This window comes from Curtobacterium sp. NPDC087082, from assembly GCF_044745045.1.
In the GTDB taxonomy this organism is placed as follows: Bacteria; Actinomycetota; Actinomycetes; order Actinomycetales; family Microbacteriaceae; genus Curtobacterium.
Window position 1 is genome coordinate 263,369 of record NZ_JBIUZN010000002.1, and the last position, 25,153, is coordinate 288,521.

Consider the following 25,153-nt stretch of genomic DNA (forward strand, 5'->3'; position numbering starts at 1 on the left):
GGGCCGGACGCGAGCACGACGCAGACCGGATGCGGAACGGCGTCGGCCCGCGAGCGTCAGACCTGGACGGTCGTCACCGGCAGCGTCGAGTCCGCCGCGATCCCGAGGTCGCTCGGCGCGTGCCCCTCGGCGACGAGCCGGGCGCCGATCGCCGCGATCATCGCCCCGTTGTCCGTGCAGAGGTCGAACGGCGGGATGCGGAGCTCGACACCGGCCGCAGCACAGCGCTCCTCGGCGACGGCCCGCAGCCGGGCGTTCGCCACGACGCCGCCGCCGAGCAGGAGCCGGTGCACGCCGGTGTCCTCGCACGCACGCAGCGCCTTCGTCAGGAGCACGTCGACCACGGCTTCGCGGAAGCTGGCGGCGACGTCGGCCACGGGGACCTCGCGCCCCTCGTCACGGCAGCGCTCGACCCACCGGGCGACGGCGGTCTTCAGACCGGAGAACGAGAAGTCGTAGCGGTGCGCGGCCATGTCCTTCGGCAGCGTCAAGCCGCGGGGGAAACGGATCGCGGTGGGGTCGCCGTCCGCCGCGGCCTTGTCGATCTGCGGGCCGCCGGGGTACGGCAGCCCCAGGAGCCGCGCGACCTTGTCGAACGCCTCGCCCGCGGCGTCGTCGATCGTCTCGCCGAGCAGTTCCACGTCGCCGACGAGGTCCTGCACGAGCAGCAGCGACGTGTGCCCGCCGGACACCAGGAGCGCCACCGTCGGCAGGTCGATCTCGGACCCGTCCGACCGGAGGACGTCGGCGCCGACGTGCCCGACCAGGTGGTTCACGCCGTACAACGGCTTGCCCGTCGCCACCGCGAGGGCCTTCGCGGCGCCGACCCCGACCATGAGCGCCCCGGCGAGGCCCGGCCCCGCGGTCACCGCGACGGCGTCGAGCTCGTCGAGGGTGACGCCGGCCTGCTCGAGCGCAGCGGTCAGCGTCGGGGTCATCGCCTCGAGGTGGGCCCGTGCGGCGACCTCGGGGACGACGCCGCCGTACCGCGCGTGCTCCTCCATGCTCGACGCGATGACGTTCGCGAGCAGGGTGTTGCCGCGCACGATCCCGACACCGGTCTCGTCGCAGCTCGTCTCGATGCCGAGCACGAGTGGTTCAGCCATCGAGGGCCTCCTGTCCGATGGGGCCGACGCCGGACGGGCCGACGCCGGACGGACCGACACCGGACGGACCGACGTCGGGAGTCGTCGCGAGCGCCGCCCGCATCACCCACGCGTCCACACCGTCGGGCTGGTAGTAGCGGGGGCGGACGGCGATCCGTTCGAACCCGAACGCCGTGTACATCGCCTGGGCCACGGGGTTGTCGGCGCGTACCTCGAGGAAGACCTCGTGCACGCCACGCCGCCGCGCTTCGTCGAGGAGCTCGGTGAAGAGCACCCGACCGAGGCCCTTCCCCCGCTGGTCCGCCGCGACCGCGATCGTCTGGACGTCCGCCACGGGGTTGCCCGCCAGCGAGGAGAGCCCGGCGTACCCGACGATCGTCGGCGCCCCGCCCTCGGTCGTCTCGACGACGACGTAGTACCCGTGCGGCGAGTACAGCTCGCCGGACATCTGCGACGCCGACCAGGCATCGGTCGGGAACGACGCGTGCTCCAGCCACATCACGTCGTCGAGGTCCTGCGGGTGGGCGCGCCGCAGGCGCAGCCCGTCGGGCAGCGTCACTGCTTCACCCGCTTGGGCGCACCCGGCATCGTGACGTCCGGATCGCGGAGGTAGAGAGGCGCGTCCTCGGCGAAGGGCGCGCCGGAGGTGAGCCGGTCTGCGGCGAGCGCGCCGAGCCTCCAGGCAGGGATGGACAGGGCTGTCACGCGGTCCCAGCCCACGGCGTCGGGCCAGGAGGCGCGGATCGCCTCGTCGAGGTCCGCCGGCTTGGCGAGTCCGGGACCCGCGACGCGCGTGCCGGTCTGGTCGTAGGCGCTCCAGTAGACCTCGCGCCGACGCGCGTCCGTCAGGACGACGAACGGACCGGGGCCGTCCTGATCGTCCGCGACCGCGTCGTGGCTGACCAGCGGGAGGACGGGGACGCCGCGTGCCGCGGCGAAGGTGCGGGCTGCGGCGATGCCGACGCGGAGGCCGGTGAACGGCCCCGGCCCCATGCCGGCGACGACGCCCGAGACCTCGGCGGGGGTGATGCCGGCCTCGTCGAGGACCTCGGCGAGGAACGGGCCGATGACCTCGGCGTGGCGGCGGCTGTCCTCGGTGCTGCGGGTCGCGAGGGCCTGACCACTGCCCGGGTCGACGACGGCGACCGAGGTTCCGGCGGAGGTGTCGATCGCGAGGAGCACGGTCCCATCGTATGACTCACAGCAGTGCGGTCTCAGCATGAGCGATCTAGCATATGTTGCATTTCAGTTAATTGCGAAGGATGTTCATGAAGAAGCGCTCCACCCTCACCGCCTGCGTCATCGCAACCCTCGGCACGTCGATCGCGATCGCTCCCGCCACCGTGGCGATGGCCGCTCCGGCAGCTCCGGCCCCGACGTCGTCGTCCTCGACCGCGGCGATCGGCGACGGGTTCCGGCTCACCTCGTCCACGGACTACGAACGCGGGAAGGACCTGACCATCACCGGCACGGGTGCCCTGCCCTACCAGAACGTCTCGATGTGGGCGGGCGGCAACCACGCGCTCTCCGTGGCCGCGGGTGCCGAGGGAGAGTGGGCGTTCACCGTCCCCGGTCGGCTCACCACGGCGGACAGCCTGACGTACGAGTTCCGCACGGGATACAACACGTCGTTCACGCAGCAGTTCACCGCGGAGGACGGCCAGATCATCCCGTCGTTCGCCCTGACCTCGGGCACGACCTACGAGCGCGGCGAGGACCTGCTCATCACCGGCAGGGGCGCCAGCGCCCACCGAGACGTCACGCTGTGGGCCGGCAAGAACCCGGCCTTCTCCGGGCAGGCTGACGAGGACGGGAACTGGCAGGTCACCGTTCCGGGCCGCGTCACCGGTGCGGACGAGCTCGAGTTCGAGTTCCGCAGCAATCTCCAGGAGCCCTTCACCCAGAAGTTCACCGCGTCCGACGGCATCGTCACGCCGCACATCACGATCACCTCGGCGAACGAGTACGAGCGCGGCAAGGCGTTCACCATCGCCGGGACCACCACGCAGCAGGTCACCGCGATCCAGGTGCGGGCCGGCTCGGACATCCCGTTCTCCCCCCTGGTGGATGCCGATGGCAACTGGTCCTTCACCATCCCCGCGGGCGCGCCGATCCTCGACGAAGACTCGTTCGACTTCCGCTTCGTCGCCCGTGACAAGTCCCTCGAGCAGACGTTCACCGCGGCCGACGGGCTCATCACGCCGAAGATCACCATCACCTCGGCCACCGAGTACGAGCGGGGCGAGCAGTTCACCGTGACCGGCACGACCACCCGCCGCGTCAACAGCATCCTCGTCCGCTCGGAGGGCAAGGTCATCGGCGGACCGGTCGTCAACGAGGCCGGCGAGTGGTCCTTCACCACCCCGGAGAAGTTCACCGGTGTCGACGAGGACTCGTTCGACCTCACGTTCGTCGCCGGCAAGGACGAACTGACCGAGACGTTCACGGCGGCGGCGCCCGCACCGACGAAGGAGCTCGCGGTCGCGACCAAGACGTTCGTGAAGGGTCAGAAGCAGCGCATCGAGGGCACGGCCGCGCCGAAGGCCCGCGTCGACGTCTACTCCGGGTCGAAGTACCTCATGAACGTCGTGGCCGGCGAGGACGGGAAGTGGTCGTACACGACCGGCGCCGCCATCACCGGTGACACGTTCACGCGGACGCTCAAGTCCGCGGGTGCCGAGGACCTGACGTTCACGCTGACCGCGGCAGCGCAGATCTCGGTCACCACAGAGACCTTCGTGAAGGGGCAGAAGCAGCGCATCGAGGGAACGGCCGCGCCGAAGGCCCGCGTCGACATCTACTCCGGGTCGAAGTACCTGATGCACGTGACTGGCGGCGAGGACGGCACGTGGTCGTACACGACCGGCGCAGCGATCACCGGTGACACGTTCACGCGGACGCTCAAGTCCGCGGGCGCGAAGGACCTCACGTTCACCCTGAACGCCGCCGAGCAGGAGCAGACGGCGCCGATCACGGTCGCGACCAAGACCTTCGTGCAGGGGCAGAAGCAGCTGATCGAGGGCACGGCCGCGCCGAAGGCCCGCGTCGACATCTACTCCGGGTCGAAGTACCTCATGAACGTGACCGCCGACGAGGCTGGCACGTGGTCCTACACGACCGGCGCCGCCATCACCGGCGACACGTTCACGCGGACCCTCAAGTCCGCGGGAGCGAAGGACGTCACCTTCACCCTGAACGCGCAGTAGGCGCGCCGACAGCACGGATCGGGAGGCGCGGATCACGCGAGCCGGTCGGCTCACGTGATCCGCGCCTCCCGTCTGTACGCTCGTTCCCATGCCGATCCCGGAGACCACCGTCGCGCACCCGACCCCCTTCGTGGAGATCCCGCGTGGCGAGTGGTCGCAGCTCGCTCCGAAGGAGCACCTGTCCCTCACCGAGACCGAGATCGTGCAGCTGCGCGGTCTCGGTGACCGCCTCGACATGCAGGAGGTGCAGGAGGTCTACCTGCCGCTGTCCCGCCTGCTGACGCTCTACGCGGCGGGCGCACGGAACCTGCACGCGTCGACGTCGGCCTTCCTGGGTGACCGAGCCGGGCGGACGCCGTTCGTGATCGGTGTCGCCGGGTCGGTCGCCGTCGGCAAGTCGACCGTCGCACGACTGCTCCGCGAGCTGACGAAGCGCTGGCCGGACACCCCGCGCGTGGAGCTCGTGACCACCGACGGGTTCCTCTACTCCAACGCCGAGCTCGAGCGGCGCGGGATCATGGACCGCAAGGGCTTCCCGGAGTCCTACGACCGCCGGGCCCTGCTGCGCTTCGTGAGCCAGGTGAAGAGCGGCGCGACCGAGGTCCGAGCGCCGTACTACTCGCACCTCGTGTACGACATCGTGCCGGACGCCGAGATCGTGGTGCGACAGCCGGACATCCTCATCGTCGAGGGCCTGAACGTCCTCGCGCCGCCGGTGCACGGGCGCCTGGCGCTGTCCGACCTCTTCGACTTCACGATCTACGTCGACGCGAAGACGAAGGACATCGAGGCCTGGTACGTCGACCGGTTCCTCGCGCTGCAGGAAGAGGCCTTCGCGAGCCCGGACTCGTTCTTCCACCGGTTCGCCTCGCTCTCCCGGTCGGATGCGGTGCGGACGGCGACCGAGGTGTGGCGGGCGATCAACGAGCCGAACCTCATCGAGAACGTGTTGCCGACGCGCTCCCGGGCGACCCTCGTGTTGAAGAAGGCGGCGGACCACAAGGTGTCGTCGGTGTTGCTCCGCAAGATCTGACGCGCGGGGCGGCCGACGCCGCGGCGCCGCGGGGCGCGGGGCGCCGCCGGCGGCGGGCGGGAACGACGAACCACGAATCCGACGTGGAACCGGGCGCGGGGGCTGGTGCGATGTCGCATCCGTGGTTCGACGCGGCTCGGCCGGTGCGGCCGCCGCCGCGGGGCGCCGCCCCGGGCCGCGGGCCGCCGACGCGGGGCGGCTCGAGCTGCCGCCGCACAAGCAAAGTCCGTCGGAACCACGCATCTGCGTGGTTCCGACGGACTTTGGCTGTGCGAGCGCGCGCCGCGCGCGCCAACGCGCGCCGCGCGCGCCAACGCGCCGAGCGCCGAGCGCGCCAGCGCGCCGCGCGCCAGCGCGCCGCGCGCCTACGCCGCGTCGAGCGCCAGGCGCTCGCGCACCACGGCCGCGAGCTCCTCGGCGATCCGCTCGGCATCGGCCTGGGAGGCCGCCTCGACCATGACCCGCACGACGGGCTCGGTGCCGGACGGCCGGAGCAACACGCGCCCCGCGTCGCCGAGTGCGGCGGTCGCAGCGGCGACGGCGTCCTGCACGCCCTGGTCGGCCAGGCCGTGCCGGTCCACCCCGCGCACGTTCACGAGCACCTGCGGGAACACCGTCATGCACGATGCGAGTTGCTCGAGCGTCTTGCCCGTCCGGGCCATCTCGGCGACGAGGTGCAACCCGGTGAGGATGCCGTCGCCGGTGGTCGCGAACTCGTTGAAGATGATGTGGCCGGACTGCTCGCCACCGAGCGAGTACCCGCCCTCGGTCATCTTCTCGAGGACGTAGCGGTCGCCGACACCGGTCTCGAGCATCGTGATGCCCGCGTCCGCCATGGCCCGCTTCAGCCCGAGGTTCGACATCACCGTCGCGACGAGGGTGTCGGACGCCAGGCGCCCGCGCTCCTGCAGCGACAGCGCGAGGATCGCCATGATCTGGTCGCCGTCGATCGCGTTGCCGGCGGCGTCGACCGCGAGGCAGCGGTCCGCGTCACCGTCGTGGGCGATGCCGACGTCCGCACCGTGCGAGAGCACCGCGCGGGCGAGGTTGTCGATGTGGGTGGAACCGACACCGTCGTTGATGTTCATGCCGTCCGGGTCGGCACCGATCAGGGTCACGCGGGCCCCGGCGTTGACGAACACCTCGGGCGAGACACCCGCGGCGGCGCCGTTCGCGCAGTCGAGCACGACGTGGATGCCGTCGAGCCGGTGCGGCAGCGTGCCGAGCAGGTGGACGACGTAGCGGTCCTCGGCGTCGGCGAACCGGGTGATCCGGCCGACGTCGCCACCGGTGGGGGTCGGTGCGGAGTGGTCGTGCATGGCCGCTTCGATGCGGTCCTCGACCTCGTCCGGGAGCTTCCGGCCACCCGTGGCGAAGAACTTGATCCCGTTGTCGGGAGCGGGGTTGTGCGACGCGGAGATCATCACGCCGAAGTCGGCGTCGATGTCCGCGACGAGGAACGCCGCAGCGGGGGTGGGGATGACCCCGGCGTCGAGCACGTCGACGCCGGCGGAGGCGAGCCCGGCCGCGACCGCAGCACCGAGGAACTCGCCGGAGACGCGCGGGTCGCGCGCGAGGACCGCACGAGGGCGCGGTCGACCGGACGCCCGGCGGGCGTCCGCGTGGTGTCCGTGTGTGAGGACGGCCGCGCTCGCCTGGGCAAGACCCAGTGCGAGCGCGGCCGTCAGCTCGCCGTTGGCGAGACCACGAACCCCGTCGGTACCGAACAGACGCGGCATTGCGATCTTCAGCCGGTGACGACTAGCGCTTCGAGAACTGCGAAGCCTTGCGGGCCTTCTTGAGACCGGCCTTCTTGCGCTCGATGACGCGGGCGTCGCGGGTGAGGAAGCCGGCCTTCTTGAGGGTGGCGCGGTTGTTCTCGCGGTCGATCTCGTTCAGCGAACGGGCGATGGCGAGACGGAGCGCACCAGCCTGACCCGAGGGGCCACCACCGGTGATGCGGGCGACGACGTCGTAGGCGCCGAGCAGCTCGAGCACCTTGAACGGGTCGTTGATGAGCTGCTGGTGCAGCTTGTTCGGGAAGTAGTCCTCGAGCGAGCGGCCGTTCACGACGAACGAGCCGGAGCCCGGGACGAGACGGACGCGTGCGATGGCCTCCTTGCGGCGCCCGACGGCACCGCCCGAGACGTTGAGGATCTGACGGGGAGCAGCCTCGGAAGCGGCGGGTGCGCTCTCCGTGGTGAAGCTCTCCGGGGTCTGGTCGAGGGAGTCAGCGATCTGAGCCATGAGTTTTACCTAGTCCTTGGAAGTCGTCGTGGCCGGAACTACTGTGCGACCTGGTCGAAGGTGTACGCCTTGGGCTGCTGCGCCGAGTGCGGGTGCTCCGCGCCGGCGTAGACCTTCAGCTTCTTGAGCTGCTCGCGACCGAGGGTGTTCTTCGGGAGCATGCCGCGGATCGCCTTCTCGACGGCGCGGGTCGGGTGCTTCTCGAGCATCTCCGGGTAGGAGGTCGCCGTGAGGCCGCCCGGGTAGCCCGAGTGGCGGTAGTAGACCTTCTTCGCGAGCTTCGAACCGGTCAGGGCGACCTTGTCGGCGTTCACGATGATGACGTAGTCACCCATGTCCATGTGCTGGGCGAAGGTGGCCTTGTGCTTGCCGCGCAGGAGCGCCGCGGCGTGGGTGGCGAGGCGGCCGAGGACGACGTCGGTGGCGTCGATGACGATCCAGTCGTGCTGGACGTCTGCCGGCTTCGGGGAGAACGTACGAGTCACAGTGGTGCTGCTTTCGTGTCGAGGTGAGGAGTCCGTGAATCCCGCTCCGGTGGGTGTTCACGTGGGAGAACCCGTGTGAACGGCCCGGTGGAGGGCTCATCTGACTGTCCGGCGCACAGAGCGCGCAGACCAAGGTGAGAGCCTACCCGACGCACGTGACGGCGGTCAAACGGAGACAGGACGGACGGGAGGCGCGGTGCCGGCTGGCACCGCGCCTCCCGTCCGGTGCAGCGAACGTCAGCCGAAGAGGCTCCGCAACCACGCGAGCAGGGCGGCGAGCGCCGCCAGCGCGTCCGCGACCGGACCGCCGTGGCCCGGGTTCCCGCCGTGTCCGGGGTCGCCGCCGTGGCCGGGGTTCCCGCCTCCCGGGGTGCCGACGCCCGGCAGGTCGATGCCCACCACGACCGGGTCGTGGTCGCTCGCCCGGTACACGTCGTCCTGGTACAGGTCCGTGACGTTGTAGTCGTACCGGCTGTACTCGAGGCCCACAGACTCGACCGAGTTGATGTTCCAGATGTCCACGCCGGTGACGGTCTCCAGTGCAGCAGGGGACGCGAACACGTGGTCGAGCGACCCGCTCAGCCCGCTGAAGACGTACGACCACTCGGACGCGTCCTCGGTCGGGCCGAGGTCCGTGTAGCCGGCGTCCTCGAGGGCGACGACCGGGTCCTCCTCGCTGTAGGCGTTGAAGTCGCCGAGCATGAACACCTTGTCGGTCCGCGCCTGGCGCTGCATCGCGGTCGAGAACGTCACGAGCGCCTTCGCCTGCTCGACGCGCGAGTGGTTCGACGCACCCTGCCCGTCGCCCTGGTCGGCGTCGACGCCCTCGCCCGAGCCCTTCGACTTGAAGTGGTTGGCGATGACCAGGAAGGTGTCCTTCGCACTCGGCTTCTGCGCGCCCTTGCCCTTGCCGGGCTTCGCGACGACCGGGGCGAAGGCCTGCGCGAGCGGCTGGCGGGCGTTCGTGAAGGCCGTCGAGTCGGTGAGGATCGTCGACGAGCCGACCGGCTGCACGCGGTCCTTCTTGTAGATGAGCGCGAGGCGGATGACGTCCTCGCTCGACGGGAGCTTCGACGGGGACTTCGCGTAGGCCCAGGTGTCCTTGCCGGTCGCGGCGTTGAGCGCGGCCACGAGGGTCGCCACGGCCGCGTCACGGTCCTGGCCGAAGCGCGCCGAGTTCTCGATCTCCTCGAGGGAGACGACGTCGGCGCCGAGGCCGTTGATCGCCTTGACGATCTTCACCTGCTGGCGGGCGAGGTCGTCGGCGTTCGCGGCACCGCGGGCGTCGCAGCCGCCCCGGACGGTCACGGGGTCGCCGTCGCGGTCGGTGTAGTAGGTGCAGCCGGTGAGCTGGTCGCCGGTCGTCGGGAAGTAGTTCAGGACGTTGAACCCGGCGAGGCGGATGTCACCGCCGACGTTCTCCGGCGCGGCGGTGCGGACGTCCGAGAACGACGCCGGCAGGTCGGCAGCCGGGGTGGCGCCGGTGATCGGCGACGTCGGCTGGAACTTCCACGAGTCGTTCCGGTAGTCGAGGACGACCGGCTCGTGGAAGGTCGCAGCGGCGCCGACCGTGACCGGGCCCTGCGTGAGCCACGACACCGGGATCGACTGGTTCGCCGCGCTGAGGAAGTTCGTGCTGGCACCGTCGTCGAGGACGACCTTGCGCGCCGCGTTGTCCGCGGTGACGGCGGCGGCCTCGGCACTGCCCGGACGGGCGACCTCGGTCGGCTGGAGCAGGCGCTGCTTCCCCGATGCCAGCACGACCTCGCCGTACTGGTTCGTCGTGTAGTTGTCCGCGACGGTGTAGTCGCCCTGCGGCGCCACGAGCATGCTCTCGAGCGACTCACGCTGTGCGTCGGTGCGCGGGAAGGTCAGCGTGGCCGGGACCGGCTGGACGACCCCCGCGGCGGGGAGCTTCGTCAGGCCGGACGCGGTGGGCACGGTCAGCTCGGTCAGGCCGTTGAACTCGGACACCGTGCCGGTGAGGCGCACCGCGTCCCCGATCGCCACGCTGCCGACGGTCGCCGACGAGTAGACGAAGACGGCGTCGGAGGCGGTGTGCTTCCCGAGGTCGAGCGCGCCGCCGGTGCCGGCGGTCTGGACCGTGTAGCCGTTGAAGCCGCCGGTGGCGTACACCGCGGTGACGACGCCGTCGGTCGTGACGGTCTTCCCGGCGTACGGCGAGGCGTCGCCGGTGCCCTGCAGCTGCGCGATCGTGACCCGTTCGGCCGGGGTCGTGCCGCCGTCACCGGGGTCGGTGGGGTCCGTGGGGTCGGTCGGGTCCGTCGGCTGCGTGGTCTCGCCCGCGGCGTTCTCCGGCGTGACGGTCGTCGTCACCCGGAAGTCGGCGGCGTTCGAGTCGGTGTCGGTCGTGCCCTGACGGGTGAGCGCGTCCGGGACGGCGTTCGCCGTGCCGGTCGGGGCGACCGCGGTCTCGAAGGTGTTCGACGTGCCGTAGCCGAGCAGGTCGACGACGCCGGGGGTGCCCGTCGTCACGGCGCCGGCGGGGAGCGTCAGCGCCGTCGCCTGGTCGGCGAGGACGAGGGTGCCGGTCGACCCGGAGGGGTTCAGCCCGGTGACGGCGTCCGGCTCGGGCAGCGCCTCGCCGTTCGTGCCGTTCGAGCCCATCTGCACGAGGTAGGTGCCGTGCGCGGGCACGGAGCCGGCGAGCTTGCCGACCGAGGGCGCTCCGGTACCGGTCGCCGCGCGGTACTGCACCGACCAGCCGTCGACGCTGACGGGGCTGTCGGTGGGGTTGCCGAGTTCGACGAACTTGTTCGTGAAGGGCTGGTTCGCGCTGCCGCCCTTGAGGTAGGCCTCGGCGATGACGAGCCCGGAGCCCTGGGGGTTCGCGCTGGCCGAGGAGACGGAGACGAGCGGAGCGGCGACGAGCGCGGCTGCAGCGGTGGCGCACAGCAGAGTGCGCCCGACGGATCTGTGCATGGTCGCACGGTACCGACCTGCGGGGCCCCTCAGGTTTCCGGCGGGTGAACGATCCGTTCCACCCCTGATCGGGGTGCAGGCGGCGGCGGTGCGCGGTGCCCGGGGATCAGGACCCGATCGGCCGCCAGGTGGACCCGACGCGGTGCACGGCCGGCCCGTGTCCGGGGAGCAGGACGTCCGGGATCGGCAGCGCCCGCGCGGACTCGAGCGCTCGTTCCTGGTCGGCCGTGAAGAACGACGTGATCATGCGCGGCCGCGGCTCCCACGACGACGGCTGCGTGTCGTGCCGGCTGACGATGGCGTCCCCGGTGACGATCGCGTTCGCGGCGGGCAGCAGGTAGGCCGTGGACCCGTCGGTGTGCCCGGTGGCCGGCAGCGGCGCGATCGCCCGGCCGACGAAGTCCGCACCCGTGAACGCGCGGGCGGTCGGCACCGCGGTGGGTCGCAGCGCGTCGGAGCGCACTGCGCGGGCGAGCCACCGGAGGACCCGGGGCGCGGCCAGTCGTCCGCCGATCTCGGCCGGCGTCACCTGCTGCCGCGCGGGCCCGCGCACGTTGTCGAGCTCGTCGGCGTGGGCGAGCACCTCGACGTGCGGGTAGCGCTCGAGGATGCCGGGGATGCCGCCGACGTGGTCGACGTGCCCGTGCGTGACGTACACCCGGCGCAGGTCGTCGAGCTCGTGGCCGGCGTACCGCACGGTGTCGAGCACGAGGTCGGTGTCGGCCGGGTAGCCGGCGTCGATCAGTGCGACACCGTCCTCCTCGGCGAGGACCACCCAGTTCGAGACGGGCCCCTCGACGAACACCACCCCGGGTGCGACGGACACGACGGAGCGGGGTTCGCGGGAGGTCATCCCCCGACGGTACCGCCGTCGTCGGGCGCTCCGCGTCGCGCGCGGGTCTGCGACGCCCGCGCCGCGAGGTCGTCGTCGGCCGGGTACCCGACCTCGGTCAGGGTGAGGCCCTTCGCCGGCGCGACCTTGAATTCGCTCGTCCGCGCCTCGGCGACCCGCAGTTCCTCGAGCCGGTCGGCGCCGAACCGGCCCTCGCCGACGGCGATCGTCGCCCCCACCATCGCGCGCACCATCGAGTGGCAGAAGGCGTCGGCCTGGAGGCGCGCCACCAGCACGCCGTCCGGCTCGCGGTCCCAGCGGAACTCTTGCAGCGTCCGGATGGTCGTCGCCCCCTCGCGCGGCTTGCAGAACGTCGCGAAGTCGTGCAGCCCCAGCAGCCGCAGCGCACCGCGCTCCATCGCCGCCGGGTCCAACCGCGTCGGGTGCCAGACCGTGTGTCCCCGTCGACGTGGATCGCGCCAGGCGTCGGCGTCCGCGATCCGGTACGAGTAGCGGCGCCACAGCGGCGAGAACCGGGCGTCGAACCCCTCCGGCGCGACCGAGGCCCGGGTGACGACGACGTCCCCCTCCGGCGCCGCGATGCCGTTCACGCGCTTGACGAGCCCGTCCAGCGGCGAGCGCCCCGACCCCCGCTTGGCGGCCAGCGCGTCCCACTGCGCCGACGTGAGGTCGAGGTGGGCGACCTGCCCGGTGGCGTGCACGCCCGCGTCGGTGCGCCCGGCCACGGTGAGCAGCGGCGGCTCGCCCCACCGGGTGAAGACGGTGGCGAGCGCGGCCTCGAGCGCGCCCTGCACGGTCCGGAGACCCGGCTGCCGGGCCCACCCGGAGAACGCGGCACCGTCGTACGCGATGTCCAGCCGCAGCCGCACGCCGTCACCGTCACCGCCGCCCTGCGGGCCCGCCGTCTCGTCCACCAGGCCACCGTACCGGGGCCGGACCGCGCCTCCTGGCCCCCGTGCTGACACGCACCCCGCCCCGGTGTCAGTGCCACGTCAGTGGCGCGTGAGCGGGCCGCGGCACCATCGTCCTCGACATCGACGAACCACGTCGAGTCACCACGAAAGGACCTGCGCGAATGACCACCACACCGCTCGCGGTCGAGGCCACCGGCCTCGTGAAGACCTTCGGGACGAACCGCGCAGTGGACGGTGTCGACCTCCGCGTGGAGGCCGGCTCGGTCTACGGCGTGCTCGGCCCCAACGGCGCCGGCAAGACCACCACCATCTCGATGCTCGCGACGCTGCTCAAGGCGGACGCCGGCGAGGCCCGCATCTTCGGGCGGGACGTCCGCCGCGAGGCGCAGGCCGTCCGCTCCCTCATCGGGGTGACCGGCCAGTACGCGAGCGTCGACGAGACGCTCAGCGCGACCGAGAACCTCGTCATCTTCTCGCGCCTGCTCGGCCTGGGCCGCGCCGAGTCGAAGCGGAAGGCCGCCGAGCTGCTCGAGCGCTTCGGGCTGACCGAGGCTGCGTCGCGTCCGTTGAAGAACTTCTCCGGGGGCATGCGTCGTCGTCTCGACCTCGCCGCGAGCCTCATCGCACAGCCCCCGCTGCTGTTCCTCGACGAGCCCACGACGGGTCTCGACCCCCGCACCCGCGCCCAGATGTGGGACACGATCCGGGAGCTCGTCGCGACCGGCTCCACCGTCCTGCTGACGACGCAGTACCTCGACGAGGCCGACCAGCTGGCCGACCGCATCGCCGTGATCGACCACGGCCGCGTCGTCGCCGAGGGCACGGGCGACGAGCTGAAGGCGTCCATCGGGTCGAGCTCGCTCCAGCTCCGGCTGGCCGACCCGCTCCGGCTCGACGCCGCCCGCACCATCGTGCGGAACAGCCTCGGCGTCGACGCGGTGGCCAGCCCCGAGGGCTCGCGCCTCACCGCGCCGATGTCCGACCCGGACCGCGTGACCGACCTGCTCGTGTCGTTCCGCGACGCCGGCATCTCCCTCGCCGAGATGAGCGTGCAGAAGCCCACGCTCGACGAGGTCTTCCTGCAAATTACCGGCGAAGCGGTGGTCGCTGACGCGTCCGCCGCCGCCGAATGGAGCATCGCATGACCACCATCGCCCCCACCCCCACCTCGGCACCGCGGGTCGCCCCACGCCCCGGCATCGGCGGCTCCGGACTCGGCGCGACCGTCCGACAGTCCTTCACGATGGCGTACCGCGGCCTGGTGAAGGTCCGTCGCACGCCCGAGCAGCTGTTCGACGTGACGCTCATGCCGATCGTCTTCACCGTGATGTTCACGTACATCTTCGGCGGCGCGATCGCCGGCGACGTGTCCAGCTACCTGCCCGTCATCATCCCCGGCATCCTCGTGCAGACGAACATCACGTCCTCGATCGTCACCGGCGTCCAGCTCCGCGAGGACATGGACAAGGGCGTGTTCGACCGCTTCAAGTCCCTGCCGATCGCCCGCATCGCGCCGCTCGCCGGTGCGCTGCTCGCCGACACGGTCCGGTACGCGATCGCCACCGCCATCACGTTCACGGTCGGGATCATCATGGGCCTGCGTCCCGAGGGCGGTGCCGCGGCGGTCGTGCTGGCCGGCGTGCTCGTGATCGTCGTCGCCTGGTCGATCAGCTGGATCTTCGCCTACTTCGGCGTGGTCGCCCGCACCGCGTCGAGCGTCTCCGGCATCGCCAACCTGGTGCTCTTCCCGCTGACGTTCCTGTCGAACGCGTTCGTCCCCACGGACACCCTGCCCGGCTGGCTGCGCTGGTTCACCGAGGTCAACCCCATCTCGCACCTCATCACCGCCGTCCGCGAGCTGATCAACCACGGCGCCGTCACCGGTGACCTCTGGATCAGCCTGCTCGGTGCCGCCGTGGTGGTCGCCGTGTTCGCGCCGCTGACGGTCCGCGCCTACATGCGGAAGGCGTAGCGGAGGTCCTCCAGCAGCGTCCTCGCCCGCGCGACGGCCTCGGTCCGGTCCCATCCGGCCGAGGCCGTCTCGGCGTCCGCGACGCGGGCCGCGCCGAGCGCGTCGACGAGGAGCGGCCGGAGCCGTCCGTGGGCGAGCACCGCGAAGTCCTGCCGGGTGCCGAACCGCATCGCGGCACCCCAGCACCGGGCCGCCTCGGCCGGACGGTCGCTGCGCGCCGCCGCGACCGCGAGTCCCGCCAGCGTCGTGCCGATGACGGGCAGGTCGAGCCACCACGGGTGGACGCGGATCATCACGAGTGCGGCCTTCCGGATGCGGCGAGCGACCGCGCGTTCGTCGGCCTGGAGGCGCGGTGCGGCTCCGTCGGGCGCGCCGAGCGCCGCCTCGTCGACCGCTGCGATCCGCGCCGCGCCCGCCATCACGGTCCAGTGCGGAGTCGCCTTCCGGTGCGGCAGCACCCAGTCCCACGCCGCCGTGTACTGCGCTGCAGCGGCGTCGAGGTCGCCCTCGAACCGGAGGCACTCCGCGCCGATCGCGACGGCGAGCACGCCGATCTGGGAGCGGTCGCCGTCGAAGCCGCCGCGCCCCGAGACCGGTCGGTGCTGCAGCTCGGCGGCGATCGACCGGGCGGTGTCCACGGCGCCGGTCGCGGCCGAGCAGAGCCCGACGGTCCAGCCGATCTCGTACAGGTCGTCCTCGGCGCCGAAGCGCTCGAGCTGCTCACGGGCGCGGTCGGCGTTCGCGAGGGCGTCCGCGTACCGGCCGGTCTGGGCGAGGAGCTGCGTCATGGTGACGGCCACGGTGCCGATCGTCCACGCGTCGGCGGTGCGCTCCGCGAGCGTCTGCGCCCGGGTGGCGTACCGGAGGGCCGCCGCGAACTCGCCGTCGTTCTCGGCGAGGGGCGCGCTGAGCATGTTGGCGGTGCCGGCCACGCCCTCGTCGGGGTCGTCGCGGAGGCGCGCGAGGAGCGCGGTGCCCGCCGCCGGACGCCCGAGCGTCAGGAGCAGCGCCGCCTGTGCGTCGAGCACCGGGAACCCCGTCGTCCCGACGCGGCGGAGGCGCCGGAGCGTGGAGATCGCCCACGCGGCGGTCCGGCGGTCGTCGAACGCCGAGGAGGCCCCGGCGACGACGAGTCCGACGTGCACCGCGGCGACGTCCTCGGCCGCGGGCGGACCCGAGCGCAGCACCGCGACCACGTCGGACGCGATCGCGGTGACCTCGCCGTGGGCACCCCGGAGCGTCCAGTAGGCCCCGAGGGCGGCGAAGACGTGCGCGGTCGCCGAGGCGTCGTCGGCGCGGAGGCTCCAGCGGAGCAGGGTCACGAGGTTGTCGGCCTCGCGCTGGACCTCGTGGAAGCGGTCGAGCTGCTCCGGGCCGGTGAGCGTGAAGAGGTTCCTGGCGGCGGCGAAGTCCCGCCCCCAGCGGATCATCGCCGTGCGCACGGCCTCGGTGGCACCGCGTTCGTCGAGCCGTGCGGCCCCGAACTCGCGGACGGTCTCGAGCAGGCGGTAGCGGACCGGCTCCCCCTCGACCTCGACGAGCTGCACGAGGGACTGCTCGACGAGTTCGGCGAGGTCGTCGAGCGCGTCGTCCCGGCGGTCCGGCGCGGCCACGGCCTCGACGGCGTCGACCGCCAGGCCGTCCGGGAACAGTGCCAGGCGGGTCAGGAGGTCCTGCGCGCCCGCGTCGAGCAGGCGCCAGCTCCACTCGATGACCGCCAGGAGCGTGCGGTGCCGCTCCGGGGCGCTGCGGTCGCCGCCCCGGAGGAGCGCGAACCGGTCGTCGAGCCGGCGCTCGATCTCGTCGATGCTCATCCCCCGGATCCGCGCCGCGGCCAGCTCGATCGCGAGCGGCGACCCGTCGAGCCGCGTGCAGATGCGGCGGACGGTGTCCACGGGCAGCACGGCCCCGGGTCGGGCGGCCCGGGCGCGCTCGGTGAACAGCCGGACCGCGGCGCCGTCGGCCTCGACCGGGAGGGGCGCGAGGGGTGCCACGACCTCGCCGGCGATCGCGAGCGGTGCGCGCGAGGTCGTGAGGATCCGGAGGTCGGGGATGCTCGCGAGCAGGTCGGCGGCGAACCCGGCGACGTCGCCGACGAGGTGCTCGCAGTTGTCCAGGACGAGGACCGTCGGGGCTTCCCCGAGCGCCCGCCCCACCCGCGCTCGCAGGTCGGCGACGACGACCTCCCGCAGCGCCCGGGCGGACCGGAACTCGGCCACCCCGAGCAGGGCACCGAGCGCGGGGACGACGTCCTCGGCGGTGGCGATCGGCGCGAGCTCGAACACCACCACGCCGGTGGTCGGCGGCACACCGGCGGCGACCGCCTGCGCGAGGCGGGTCTTGCCGAGCCCACCCGCACCGAGGATCGTGACCAGCCGGTTGCGGGACAGGAGGTCCGTGACGGCGGCGAGGTCCTCCAGCCGCCCGACGAGCGTGTTCGGCGCGGCCCGCAGCCCGACCCGACGAGCGCGACCGGAGTCGGCGGCGGACCGGCGGAGCAGATCGGCGTTCAGCCGCACCAGGTCGGCCGAGGGGTCCGCGCCGAGCTCGTCGGCGAGGCGGTCGCGGTGCGTCGCGAACGCGGCGAGCGCCTCGGCGTTCCGGCCGGCGGCGACCAGCGCGCGCATGCACCCGGCGACGGCGACCTCGTCGAACGGGTTCGCCTCGGACTCGGCGAGCCACAGCGCGGCCGCTTCGGCCGCGTCCCCGCGGTCGAGGAGGAGTTCGCCCAGCCGGCGTCGGAGCGCACGGCGGGCAGTGGCCGCGCGGTCGGCGAGCGCGGCGCCGAGGTCCCCGTCGACGTCCGCGCCGGGGTCGCCCCGCCAGCCGTCGAGCGCTGCCCGGACCACCGCGACGTCCTCGCTGGCAGCCGCGCGCTCGGCGGCCGTCAGGTCGACCGAGCCGGGGTCGACCCCGAGTGCGTACCCGGTGCTCGTCGACACGACGACGCCGTCGGCCGTGCTGCGCCGGAGCCGGGAGACGAGGGTCTGCAGCGCTGCACGGGCGCCGCGCGGCTGGTCGTCGCCCCAGAGCTCGTCGATGAGCGCCTCGGTCGTCACGGCGTGTCCGCGCGCGAGCACCAGCGCGACGAGGAACCCACGCGCCAGGGCCCCGGGGACGGCGGTCGGGCGCCCCTGCTGGTCCTCGACCTCGACCGGCCCGAGGACGGCGACACGAGAGAGGACGGGCACGTCCCGAGTCTAGGTCGAGCGTCGAGGGTCAGCCGTGGGCGTTCCGGAAGGCGGACGGCCCCGTGCGGGTGTCGAGGTCGTTCGTCGCCCGGCGCTCGGACTCCACGATGCCGCGCATCGCCACGAGCGCGGCGGACGTGACCGCGACGTGCGACGGGTTCTCGCGCGACGCGTCCAGCGCCCGCTCGACCTCGGCGATCGCGTCGTCGCCCGCCTCTTCGGGGCACTCGCCGCGGACCATGCACGCGAGCTCGCGGAGGGCCGTCGCGAGCGGCTCGGCGAACTCGGGGTCCGGTCGCCCGAGCCCCTCCGACACCGGACCCGACCGGGCGACGAGCTCGGTGAGGTCCGTCGTGTACCAGGCGACCCGCTCGAGGGCACGGAAGCGGGCGCCGTCCTGCTCGAGCCGTGCACGGGACCCACGGAGTGCTCCGCGTGGGTTCAGCCGCCGGCTCTCGTGCGCGATCGACACCCGGGAGCGGACGTCGGCGATGGCACGGTCCAGTCGGTCCTGCTGACGGTCCCAGGCCTTCTCGTCGCGCTCGCCCCCTGCGAGGACCTCGGCGAGCCCGTCCAGGTGGTCCGCGAGCACCTGGTTGACCGCGTCGATCCGGTGCTCGGCGTCCCAGAAGCGCAGGGGCGGGAAGACGAGGAAGTTCACCAGGAGGCCCACCACGACCCCGACGGCCATCTGCACGAGGTACCCGAGCGAGTACCCCTCGGCATGGGCGCCACCGACGAGCAGGACGAAGAGCGCGGCGGTGGACACCCAGGAGCTGCCCTCGCCGAGGACGCGGAACCCGCCCACGAGCACCCCGATGCCGACCGCCAGCGCGATCGCCAGGAAACCCGGGTCACCGACCCACATCGTGAACCCGGCGATGACGATGCCGAGCGCGATGCCGACGAGCGTCTGGACCCCGCTCCGGATGCCCGCGAACACCGTCGTCTGCATCGCCACGACGGCACCGAGCGGAGCGTAGTACGGGTACTCCGCCGCGACCCCGGGCATGTGTCGCGCGATGAACCACGCGAGGACCGCTGCGACGGCGGCCTTCGCGGCGTGGAGCAGGCGCGGTTGCGTCCCGGAGGTCCGGCTCCACCGCCAGACCCGGGTCCCCACACCCGCGATGTGCTCGAACTGCATCGGTCCCTCTCGTCGTGTCGGCCGGTCACGATACGGTGCCGCGCCTGTGAGACGGAGCCCGTCCGCGTTCTGCGGCTCGGCCGCCTGCGGGCCAGGAGGAACGTGGCGGGCCCGCACCGCGCCTCCAGGCCGCCGTCCGGTCACCCCCAGGACGCGACGAAGCCCCCGCAACGCGTGTTGCGGGGGCTTCGTCGTGGTGGGGCTGTGACTACTTGTCGTCCGACTTCTCGGCGGCGTCGGCCTCGACCTCGGCAGCTGCCTCGGTCTCGGTCTCCTCGGCGACGGGAGCGGACTCCTCGGTGGTCTCGGTCTCCTCGACCGGGGCCTCGTCGGTGGTGTCCTCGGCGGCGGGCTCCTCGACCGGAGCAGCAGCGGCCGGGGCCGCGTCGCGCTTGACCGGGGCCGGCGTGCTCGACACCGGCTCGAGGACGAGCTCGATCGACGCGAGGGGAGCGTTGTCGCCCTTGCGGAAACCGAGCTTCGTGATGCGGGTGTAGCCGCCCTGACGGTCCTCGACCTGCGGGGCGATCTCGGTGAACAGCGTGTGCACGACGGACTTGTCGCGCAGGATGCTGATCACGCGACGACGCGCGTGCAGGTCGCCACGCTTCGCGAACGTGATGAGACGCTCGGCGACGGGACGGAGGCGCTTGGCCTTCGTCTCGGTGGTCGTGATGCGACCGTGCGTGAAGAGGGCGTTGGCGAGGTTGCTCAGGAGCAGGCGCTCGTGGGCGGGGCCGCCACCGAGGCGGGGGCCCTTGGTGGGCTTCGGCATGTCAGTTCTCCAGTGGTGAAAGTGTTGCGCGCTGCGTCAGCGGCGCGCGTGCGCGTCAGCGCGAGGTCAGTTGTTGGACTCGTCCTCGTCGTACCCGCTGTAGAAGTGGGCGCCGTCGAATCCGGGGACGGTGTCCTTGAGGGACAGGCCGAGCTCGGTGAGCTTGTCCTTGACCTCGTCCACCGACTTCTGACCGAAGTTGCGGATGTTCATGAGCTGCGTCTCCGACAGGGCGACGAGCTCGGACACCGTGTTGATGCCCTCCCGCTTGAGGCAGTTGTAGCTGCGGACCGACAGGTCCAGGTCCTCGATCGGGGTCTGCAGCTCGTTCGAGAGCACGGCGTCGACCGGCGCGGGGCCGATCTCGATGCCCTCGGCCGCGGTGTTGAGCTCGCGGGCGAGCCCGAACAGCTCGACGAGCGTCCGACCTGCCGACGCGATGGCGTCGCGCGGCGTGATGGCCGGCTTCGACTCGACGTCGACGACCAGGCGGTCGAAGTCCGTGCGCTCACCGGCACGCGTCGCCTCGACGCGGTAGGTGACCTTGAGGACCGGCGAGTAGATCGAGTCGATCGGGATCTGACCGGCCTCGCTGAACTCCGAACGGTTCTGCGTCGCCGAGACGTAGCCACGGCCACGCTCGATCGTCAGCTCGAGCTCGAAGCGCGCGGTGTCGTTCAGGGTCGCGATGACGAGGTCCGGGTTGTGGATCTCGACGCCGGCCGGAGCGGAGATGTCCGCTGCGGTGACCTGACCGGCACCCTGCTTGCGCAGGTACGCCGTGATCGGCTCGTCGTGCTCGCTGGAGACGACCAGGCTCTTGATGTTGAGGATGATCTCGGTGACGTCTTCCTTGACACCGGGAACGGTGCTGAACTCGTGGAGGACGCCGTCGATGCGGATGCTGGTGACAGCCGCGCCGGGGATCGAGGAGAGGAGCGTGCGGCGCAGCGAGTTGCCGAGGGTGTAACCGAAGCCCGGCTCGAGCGGCTCGATGACGAAGCGCGAGCGGAACTCGGAGATCGTCTCCTCGGTCAGGGTGGGGCGCTGTGCAATGAGCACTGTGGGATTCCTTTCGGCGGAGTGTCCGCTATATGACACTCGGCGGTACGACGGGGCCGACCGGGCCCCGACGGGTCTGTTGAGTTGTGATCACGCGCACGCGCTTGCCAGGACGGCACGGCCTGCGCGATCGAACGACCAGGAATGGCCGCGGGCCCTGCTCGCTCCCGTCAGGGGACGAGCAGGGCGCGGCCGGTTGCTCCTCGCGTCAGACGCGACGGCGCTTGGGCGGGCGGCACCCGTTGTGCGCCTGCGGCGTGACGTCGTTGATCGAACCCACCTCGAGGCCAGCGGCCTGGAGCGAGCGGATCGCGGTCTCGCGGCCCGAACCCGGACCCTTCACGAAGACGTCGACCTTCTTGACGCCGTGCTCCTGCGCCTGACGCGCAGCGGACTCGGCGGCGAGCTGCGCCGCGAACGGCGTCGACTTGCGCGAACCCTTGAAGCCCACGGCACCCGAGGACGCCCAGCTGAGGACGGCACCGGACGGGTCGGTGATGCTGACGATCGTGTTGTTGAACGTGCTCTTGATGTGGGCCTGGCCCACGGCGACGTTCTTCTTCTCCTTGCGGCGCGGCTTGCGCGCGGCAGTCTTGGGGGTAGCCATCGGGGTCTCCTATCGAGCCTTCTTCTTGCCTGCCACGGTGCGCTTCGGTCCCTTGCGGGTACGCGCGTTGGTCTTGGTGCGCTGACCGCGCACCGGGAGACCACGACGGTGGCGAAGACCCTCGTAGCTACCGATCTCGACCTTGCGGCGGATGTCGGCTGCGACCTCACGGCGGAGGTCACCCTCCACCTTGAAGTTGCCCTCGATGAAGTCACGGAGGGCGACGAGCTGGTCGTCGGTCAGGTCCTTGACGCGGATGTCACCGGAGATACCGGTCTCGGCGAGTGCCTGGACCGCGCGGGTACGGCCGACGCCGTAGATGTACGTGAGTGCGATCTCCACGCGCTTCTCGCGCGGGATGTCGACGCCTGCTAGACGTGCCATGTGATGGCTGCTCCTGTTGTCGATGGAGGTGTGGAGCAGTACCGGTGCTCGGGCCTCCGACCCGAGGTGTCCCCGCTCGCGCGGATCTTGGTACTGCGTTCGATGTTGAGTTGTGGATCCTGCTCGCAGCCGCCCGAGGGCGATCGCGTCAGGCAGCCGGGACTAGCCCTGGCGCTGCTTGTGACGCGGGTTGCTCTTGCAGATCACCATGACGCGGCCCTTGCGGCGAATGACACGGCAGTGCTCGCAGATGGGCTTGACGCTGGGGTTGACCTTCATTGTTCTTTCCTCGTGCTCGCTGGCTTCGTGCTCGGCAGGGTTGCCGGGCCGTTCCTTTCCAGCTCGCGGATCACTTGTAGCGGTAGACGATCCGGCCGCGGGTCAGGTCGTACGGGCTCAGCTCCACGATCACGCGGTCCTCGGGGAGGATGCGGATGTAGTGCTGGCGCATCTTCCCGGAGATGTGCGCAAGGACCTTGTGTCCGTTGGTCAGCTCAACGCGGAACATCGCGTTGGGCAGAGCTTCGAGCACCGAGCCCTCGATCTCGATGACGCCGTCTTTCTTGGCCATAGCCTCACTGTCGCTTGGTTGGATTACCGGTGTGATCCCCGAGCCGGTCTGCGGGTCGGGCGCCACGCCCAATGGGCATGACACACCAAAGATCGATCCTATGTGGTAAACCCAGGATTGCCAAGTGGAGACGGCGAAGTCCCCACGTCTGGGGCTTCACAGCGCTGTCTGAGCGTTCCACAGTGGTTTGACGGCGCGCTCCGGGGTCCCGTTGGTCACCGGCCCCTAGCGTGGCCGTCGCCCCCCGCCCGTGCAGACCGCGCCGCACGGACCACCGAACGGAGACCACGTGCCCGACGCCACCCGACGCCCGTTCGCCCGCCACGGCCGCCTTCCGCGCCGCCGCGGATGGGGCACGCTCGCGTCGATCGTGGCGTCCACCCTCGCCGTCGTCCTCGTGAGCGGGACGAGCGTCGCCGCCATCGCGGGTGCGCAGCTCGCCACGGCGCCGAGGACGGTGAAGCTCAGCACGGACGACCAGAGCACCGCGCAGACGGCCGACATCACGGCCATCAAGGGCGGTGCGAACATCCTGCTCATCGGCAGCGACACCCGCATCGGGCAGTTCGACTCGGACGAGGACGTCGAGGGGGCCCGCAACGACGTCACGATGCTCATCCACATCTCGCAGGACCACACCCAGCTGACCGCGGTGAGCTTCCCGCGCGACCTCATGGTGCCGATCCCGGCGTGCACGAACCCCGAGAGCGGGACCACGTACCCGGCGGCCACGTCCGCGCAGTTCAACACGGCACTCGGGAACGGCGGGGTCTCGTGCGTCGTCGACACCGTCGAGAACCTCACCGGCCTGAGCATCCCGTACGCCGGGCTCATCACGTTCGACGGCGTCATCGAGATGTCCAACGCCCTCGGCGGCGTGGACGTGTGCGTCGCGGACCCGATCAACGACTCCTACACGAACCTGCACCTGACGGCCGGCTCGCACAAGCTCGAGGGCACGGACGCGCTCGCGTTCCTCCGCACCCGGCACGGCGTCGGCGACGGGAGCGACCTCGCGCGCATCAGCTCGCAGCAGGTGTTCCTGTCGGCCCTGCTGCGCAAGGTCACCTCGGACGGGACGCTCTCGAACCCGATCACCCTCTACAAGCTCGCCGGCGCCGCGCTGTCGAACATGACGCTGTCCGACGGCCTCGCCCAGGCGCGCACGCTCGTCGGACTGGCCGGGGCCCTGCGCGGGATGAGCACGGCGAACATGCTGTTCGTGCAGTACCCGGTCGCGGACGACCCCGAGGACAGCGCACGCGTGATCGTCGACCAGGACGCCGCACACACCCTCAACGTCGCGCTGCAGAACGACCAGAAGACCTCGCTGAGCGACTCGAGCACGGGGCGCGCGTCGGAGGAGTCCTCCGGGTCGAGCGGGACGGCGACCGCTGCTCCGTCCACGGGGACCTCGACCGGCACCTCGTCGGCCGGTGGGTCCTCGGCCGGGACGTCCTCGGGTACCGCGGCCGGCACCGGCACGGCGTCCGGATCGGCATCCGGCACCGCCACGAGCGCCGCGACCGGTTCGGCGACGCCGCTGCCCTCGTCGATCACCGGACAGAGCGCGTCCGAGGAGACCTGCTCCGTCGGCAACGACTGAGACCGGCGCGCAGAGCGCGTCGCGCGGTGCCCGTTGCGCGTCGCGCGTCGCGCGCGGGTGCGCACGCTGACGACGAGTGCACGTGGTCCACACGGTGCAGACGTCGTGGACGTGCGCAGGGACGGACCGGAGGCGCGTGGCGGGCCCGCACCGCGCCTCCTGGCCGTCCGACGGGACCGGACGCGACGGCGCTGACGCGCCGGTTCAGGCAGTGCCGCCTGCGGGAGACGCGACCGACGGGAGGCACTGCCTACGGGATCGGGACCGGCGTCACACCCAGCGGGGCGAGGCCCGCGGCACCGCCGTCGGCCGCCGTCAGCACCCAGATGCCGTCGGCGTGCACCGCGATGCTGTGCTCCCAGTGCGCCGCGTCGGAACCGTCGAGCGTGCGGACGGTCCAGTCGTCGTCGTCCGTCGAGCTGTCGATCGTGCCGGCCGTGACCATCGGCTCGATCGCGACCACGAGTCCGGGCTTGACCGCCGGACCGGCGCCACGGACGCGGTAGTTGAAGACGGGCGGGTCCTCGTGCATCGAGCGGCCGATGCCGTGGCCGGTGTAGTCCTCGACGATCCCCCACGCGCCGGTCTCGTCGATGGCGTCCTCGATGACGGCGCCGACCTCGTGCAGGTGCTTCGCGTGCGCGAGCGCGGCGATGCCGTGCCAGAGCGCGCGCTCGGTGGTGTCCGAGAGCGTCTGCCGGGCCGCACTCAAACCGGCGTCGCCACCCGGGATGACGACCGTGAAGGCGCTGTCACCGTTCCAGCCGTCGACCTCGGCACCGGCGTCGACCGACACGACGTCACCGGGCTGGAGCACACGCTCCCCCGGGATCCCGTGCACGATCTCGTCGTTCACCGACACGCAGAGCGTGTGCCGGTAGCCCGGGACGAGCTGGAAGTTCGGGATGCCGCCGCCGTCACGGATGACCCGTTCGGCGATCGCGTCGAGCTCGCCCGTGGTGATGCCCGGACGGATCGCGCCGCGGACCGCCGCCAGCGCGTCGTGGGTCAGCAGACCCGGACGCACCATGGCGCGGAGCTCGTCCGGCGT

Annotated in this window: 23 protein-coding genes; 5 read left to right on the top strand and 18 right to left on the bottom strand. The window is 71.8% G+C overall.

Features of this window, described 5'->3' with window-relative positions; translation table 11 throughout:
• Positions 1-56: 56 nt before the first annotated feature.
• The 3 genes from tsaD to tsaB are packed head-to-tail and all read right to left on the bottom strand — an operon-like array spanning position 57 to position 2,288.
• Positions 57-1,106: a tRNA (adenosine(37)-N6)-threonylcarbamoyltransferase complex transferase subunit TsaD gene (gene tsaD, locus ACIPEP_RS06550; RefSeq protein ID WP_092385255.1), complete on the bottom strand. Its 1,050-nt coding sequence runs from the start codon at positions 1,104-1,106 to the stop codon at positions 57-59.
• Positions 1,099-1,665, bottom strand: coding sequence for a ribosomal protein S18-alanine N-acetyltransferase (rimI, locus tag ACIPEP_RS06555; RefSeq protein ID WP_402716806.1), 567 nt, complete (start codon positions 1,663-1,665; stop codon positions 1,099-1,101). Before rimI ends, tsaD begins: the two co-directional genes overlap by 8 nt.
• The gene (tsaB, locus tag ACIPEP_RS06560; protein WP_402716807.1) at positions 1,662-2,288 is read right to left on the bottom strand and encodes a tRNA (adenosine(37)-N6)-threonylcarbamoyltransferase complex dimerization subunit type 1 TsaB; all 627 of its coding nucleotides are present in this window, start codon (positions 2,286-2,288) and stop codon (positions 1,662-1,664) included. Before tsaB ends, rimI begins: the two co-directional genes overlap by 4 nt.
• Positions 2,289-2,374: 86 nt before the next feature.
• Here tsaB and ACIPEP_RS06565 point away from each other — a divergent pair, with 86 nt between their 5' ends.
• Complete coding sequence (locus ACIPEP_RS06565; protein ID WP_402716808.1) at positions 2,375-4,312, top strand: hypothetical protein; 1,938 nt, start codon at positions 2,375-2,377, stop codon at positions 4,310-4,312.
• 88 nt (positions 4,313-4,400) lie between these two features.
• Positions 4,401-5,345: a type I pantothenate kinase gene (coaA, locus tag ACIPEP_RS06570; RefSeq protein ID WP_092385261.1), complete on the top strand. Its 945-nt coding sequence runs from the start codon at positions 4,401-4,403 to the stop codon at positions 5,343-5,345.
• A gap of 365 nt (positions 5,346-5,710) precedes the next feature.
• Here the strand turns inward: coaA and glmM are convergent, their stop codons facing one another.
• The 6 genes from glmM to truA form a co-directional block, all read right to left on the bottom strand.
• Positions 5,711-7,084, bottom strand: coding sequence for a phosphoglucosamine mutase (gene glmM / locus ACIPEP_RS06575; protein WP_070417698.1), 1,374 nt, complete (start codon positions 7,082-7,084; stop codon positions 5,711-5,713).
• Positions 7,085-7,106: 22 nt separating this feature from the next.
• Positions 7,107-7,592: a 30S ribosomal protein S9 gene (rpsI, locus tag ACIPEP_RS06580; protein ID WP_022906971.1), complete on the bottom strand. Its 486-nt coding sequence runs from the start codon at positions 7,590-7,592 to the stop codon at positions 7,107-7,109.
• A 38-nt stretch (positions 7,593-7,630) separates the two neighbouring features.
• Positions 7,631-8,077 (bottom strand): 50S ribosomal protein L13, encoded by a 447-nt coding sequence (rplM, locus tag ACIPEP_RS06585; RefSeq protein WP_022906970.1) that lies wholly within the window; start codon positions 8,075-8,077, stop codon positions 7,631-7,633.
• A 237-nt stretch (positions 8,078-8,314) separates the two neighbouring features.
• Entirely contained in the window at positions 8,315-11,020 is a 2,706-nt protein-coding gene (locus ACIPEP_RS06590; protein WP_402716809.1) for an ExeM/NucH family extracellular endonuclease, read from the bottom strand.
• Positions 11,021-11,126: 106 nt separating this feature from the next.
• Positions 11,127-11,873 carry an MBL fold metallo-hydrolase gene (locus ACIPEP_RS06595; protein WP_402716810.1) on the bottom strand — a complete coding sequence of 249 codons (747 nt, stop codon included), beginning with the start codon at positions 11,871-11,873 and terminating at the stop codon, positions 11,127-11,129.
• On the bottom strand, positions 11,870-12,787 hold the full coding sequence (gene truA, locus ACIPEP_RS06600; protein WP_402716811.1) for a tRNA pseudouridine(38-40) synthase TruA: 918 nt from the start codon (positions 12,785-12,787) through the stop codon (positions 11,870-11,872). The genes ACIPEP_RS06595 and truA overlap by 4 nt, the downstream gene beginning before the upstream one ends.
• Before the next feature lie 161 nt (positions 12,788-12,948).
• Between truA and ACIPEP_RS06605 the strand changes: the two genes are divergently transcribed.
• Together ACIPEP_RS06605 and ACIPEP_RS06610 are read left to right on the top strand one after the other, a co-directional pair.
• Positions 12,949-13,932 carry an ATP-binding cassette domain-containing protein gene (locus ACIPEP_RS06605; RefSeq protein WP_402716812.1) on the top strand — a complete coding sequence of 328 codons (984 nt, stop codon included), beginning with the start codon at positions 12,949-12,951 and terminating at the stop codon, positions 13,930-13,932.
• A complete protein-coding gene (locus ACIPEP_RS06610; RefSeq protein ID WP_070417694.1) occupies positions 13,929-14,759 on the top strand; it encodes an ABC transporter permease in 831 nt (276 codons plus the stop codon). The genes ACIPEP_RS06605 and ACIPEP_RS06610 overlap by 4 nt, the downstream gene beginning before the upstream one ends.
• Here ACIPEP_RS06610 and ACIPEP_RS06615 read toward each other — a convergent pair.
• The 8 genes from ACIPEP_RS06615 to infA form a co-directional block, all read right to left on the bottom strand.
• Positions 14,741-17,950 (bottom strand): BTAD domain-containing putative transcriptional regulator, encoded by a 3,210-nt coding sequence (locus ACIPEP_RS06615; protein ID WP_402716813.1) that lies wholly within the window; start codon positions 17,948-17,950, stop codon positions 14,741-14,743. The genes ACIPEP_RS06610 and ACIPEP_RS06615 overlap by 19 nt on opposite strands.
• A 28-nt stretch (positions 17,951-17,978) precedes the next feature.
• Positions 17,979-19,097 (bottom strand): aromatic acid exporter family protein, encoded by a 1,119-nt coding sequence (locus tag ACIPEP_RS06620; RefSeq protein WP_402716814.1) that lies wholly within the window; start codon positions 19,095-19,097, stop codon positions 17,979-17,981.
• 208 nt (positions 19,098-19,305) lie between these two features.
• Positions 19,306-19,872: a 50S ribosomal protein L17 gene (gene rplQ / locus ACIPEP_RS06625; protein WP_070417691.1), complete on the bottom strand. Its 567-nt coding sequence runs from the start codon at positions 19,870-19,872 to the stop codon at positions 19,306-19,308.
• A 66-nt stretch (positions 19,873-19,938) separates the two neighbouring features.
• Entirely contained in the window at positions 19,939-20,934 is a 996-nt protein-coding gene (locus ACIPEP_RS06630) for a DNA-directed RNA polymerase subunit alpha (protein ID WP_022906362.1), read from the bottom strand.
• 208 nt (positions 20,935-21,142) lie between these two features.
• Positions 21,143-21,541, bottom strand: a complete 399-nt coding sequence (gene rpsK / locus ACIPEP_RS06635; RefSeq protein ID WP_017885507.1) for a 30S ribosomal protein S11 — start codon at positions 21,539-21,541, stop codon at positions 21,143-21,145.
• A gap of 9 nt (positions 21,542-21,550) precedes the next feature.
• Entirely contained in the window at positions 21,551-21,925 is a 375-nt protein-coding gene (gene rpsM / locus ACIPEP_RS06640; RefSeq protein ID WP_058728274.1) for a 30S ribosomal protein S13, read from the bottom strand.
• Between the two features lie 162 nt (positions 21,926-22,087).
• Positions 22,088-22,204, bottom strand: coding sequence for a 50S ribosomal protein L36 (gene rpmJ, locus ACIPEP_RS06645; RefSeq protein ID WP_022903266.1), 117 nt, complete (start codon positions 22,202-22,204; stop codon positions 22,088-22,090).
• Between the two features lie 70 nt (positions 22,205-22,274).
• On the bottom strand, positions 22,275-22,496 hold the full coding sequence (gene infA / locus ACIPEP_RS06650; RefSeq protein WP_017885509.1) for a translation initiation factor IF-1: 222 nt from the start codon (positions 22,494-22,496) through the stop codon (positions 22,275-22,277).
• A 289-nt stretch (positions 22,497-22,785) separates the two neighbouring features.
• Between infA and ACIPEP_RS06655 the strand changes: the two genes are divergently transcribed.
• A complete protein-coding gene (locus tag ACIPEP_RS06655; RefSeq protein ID WP_070417690.1) occupies positions 22,786-24,102 on the top strand; it encodes an LCP family protein in 1,317 nt (438 codons plus the stop codon).
• 250 nt (positions 24,103-24,352) lie between these two features.
• Here ACIPEP_RS06655 and map read toward each other — a convergent pair whose 3' ends face one another.
• The gene (map, locus tag ACIPEP_RS06660) at positions 24,353-25,132 is read right to left on the bottom strand and encodes a type I methionyl aminopeptidase (RefSeq protein WP_402717068.1); all 780 of its coding nucleotides are present in this window, start codon (positions 25,130-25,132) and stop codon (positions 24,353-24,355) included.
• Positions 25,133-25,153: the final 21 nt, after the last annotated feature.

What these genes read in the sequence shown, in the direction of transcription:
- tsaD (WP_092385255.1), bottom strand. Translation starts at nt 1,106, where the DNA reads ATGGCTGAACCACTCGTGCTCGGCATCGAGACGAGCTGCGACGAGACC.
- ACIPEP_RS06565 (WP_402716808.1), top strand. Translation starts at nt 2,375, where the DNA reads ATGAAGAAGCGCTCCACCCTCACCGCCTGCGTCATCGCAACCCTCGGC.
- coaA (WP_092385261.1), top strand. Translation starts at nt 4,401, where the DNA reads ATGCCGATCCCGGAGACCACCGTCGCGCACCCGACCCCCTTCGTGGAG.
- glmM (WP_070417698.1), bottom strand. Translation starts at nt 7,084, where the DNA reads ATGCCGCGTCTGTTCGGTACCGACGGGGTTCGTGGTCTCGCCAACGGC.
- rpsI (WP_022906971.1), bottom strand. Translation starts at nt 7,592, where the DNA reads ATGGCTCAGATCGCTGACTCCCTCGACCAGACCCCGGAGAGCTTCACC.
- ACIPEP_RS06590 (WP_402716809.1), bottom strand. Translation starts at nt 11,020, where the DNA reads ATGCACAGATCCGTCGGGCGCACTCTGCTGTGCGCCACCGCTGCAGCC.
- ACIPEP_RS06595 (WP_402716810.1), bottom strand. Translation starts at nt 11,873, where the DNA reads ATGACCTCCCGCGAACCCCGCTCCGTCGTGTCCGTCGCACCCGGGGTG.
- ACIPEP_RS06605 (WP_402716812.1), top strand. Translation starts at nt 12,949, where the DNA reads ATGACCACCACACCGCTCGCGGTCGAGGCCACCGGCCTCGTGAAGACC.
- ACIPEP_RS06610 (WP_070417694.1), top strand. Translation starts at nt 13,929, where the DNA reads ATGACCACCATCGCCCCCACCCCCACCTCGGCACCGCGGGTCGCCCCA.
- ACIPEP_RS06620 (WP_402716814.1), bottom strand. Translation starts at nt 19,097, where the DNA reads ATGCAGTTCGAGCACATCGCGGGTGTGGGGACCCGGGTCTGGCGGTGG.
- rplQ (WP_070417691.1), bottom strand. Translation starts at nt 19,872, where the DNA reads ATGCCGAAGCCCACCAAGGGCCCCCGCCTCGGTGGCGGCCCCGCCCAC.
- rpsK (WP_017885507.1), bottom strand. Translation starts at nt 21,541, where the DNA reads ATGGCTACCCCCAAGACTGCCGCGCGCAAGCCGCGCCGCAAGGAGAAG.
- rpsM (WP_058728274.1), bottom strand. Translation starts at nt 21,925, where the DNA reads ATGGCACGTCTAGCAGGCGTCGACATCCCGCGCGAGAAGCGCGTGGAG.
- rpmJ (WP_022903266.1), bottom strand. Translation starts at nt 22,204, where the DNA reads ATGAAGGTCAACCCCAGCGTCAAGCCCATCTGCGAGCACTGCCGTGTC.
- infA (WP_017885509.1), bottom strand. Translation starts at nt 22,496, where the DNA reads ATGGCCAAGAAAGACGGCGTCATCGAGATCGAGGGCTCGGTGCTCGAA.
- map (WP_402717068.1), bottom strand. Translation starts at nt 25,132, where the DNA reads ATGGTGCGTCCGGGTCTGCTGACCCACGACGCGCTGGCGGCGGTCCGC.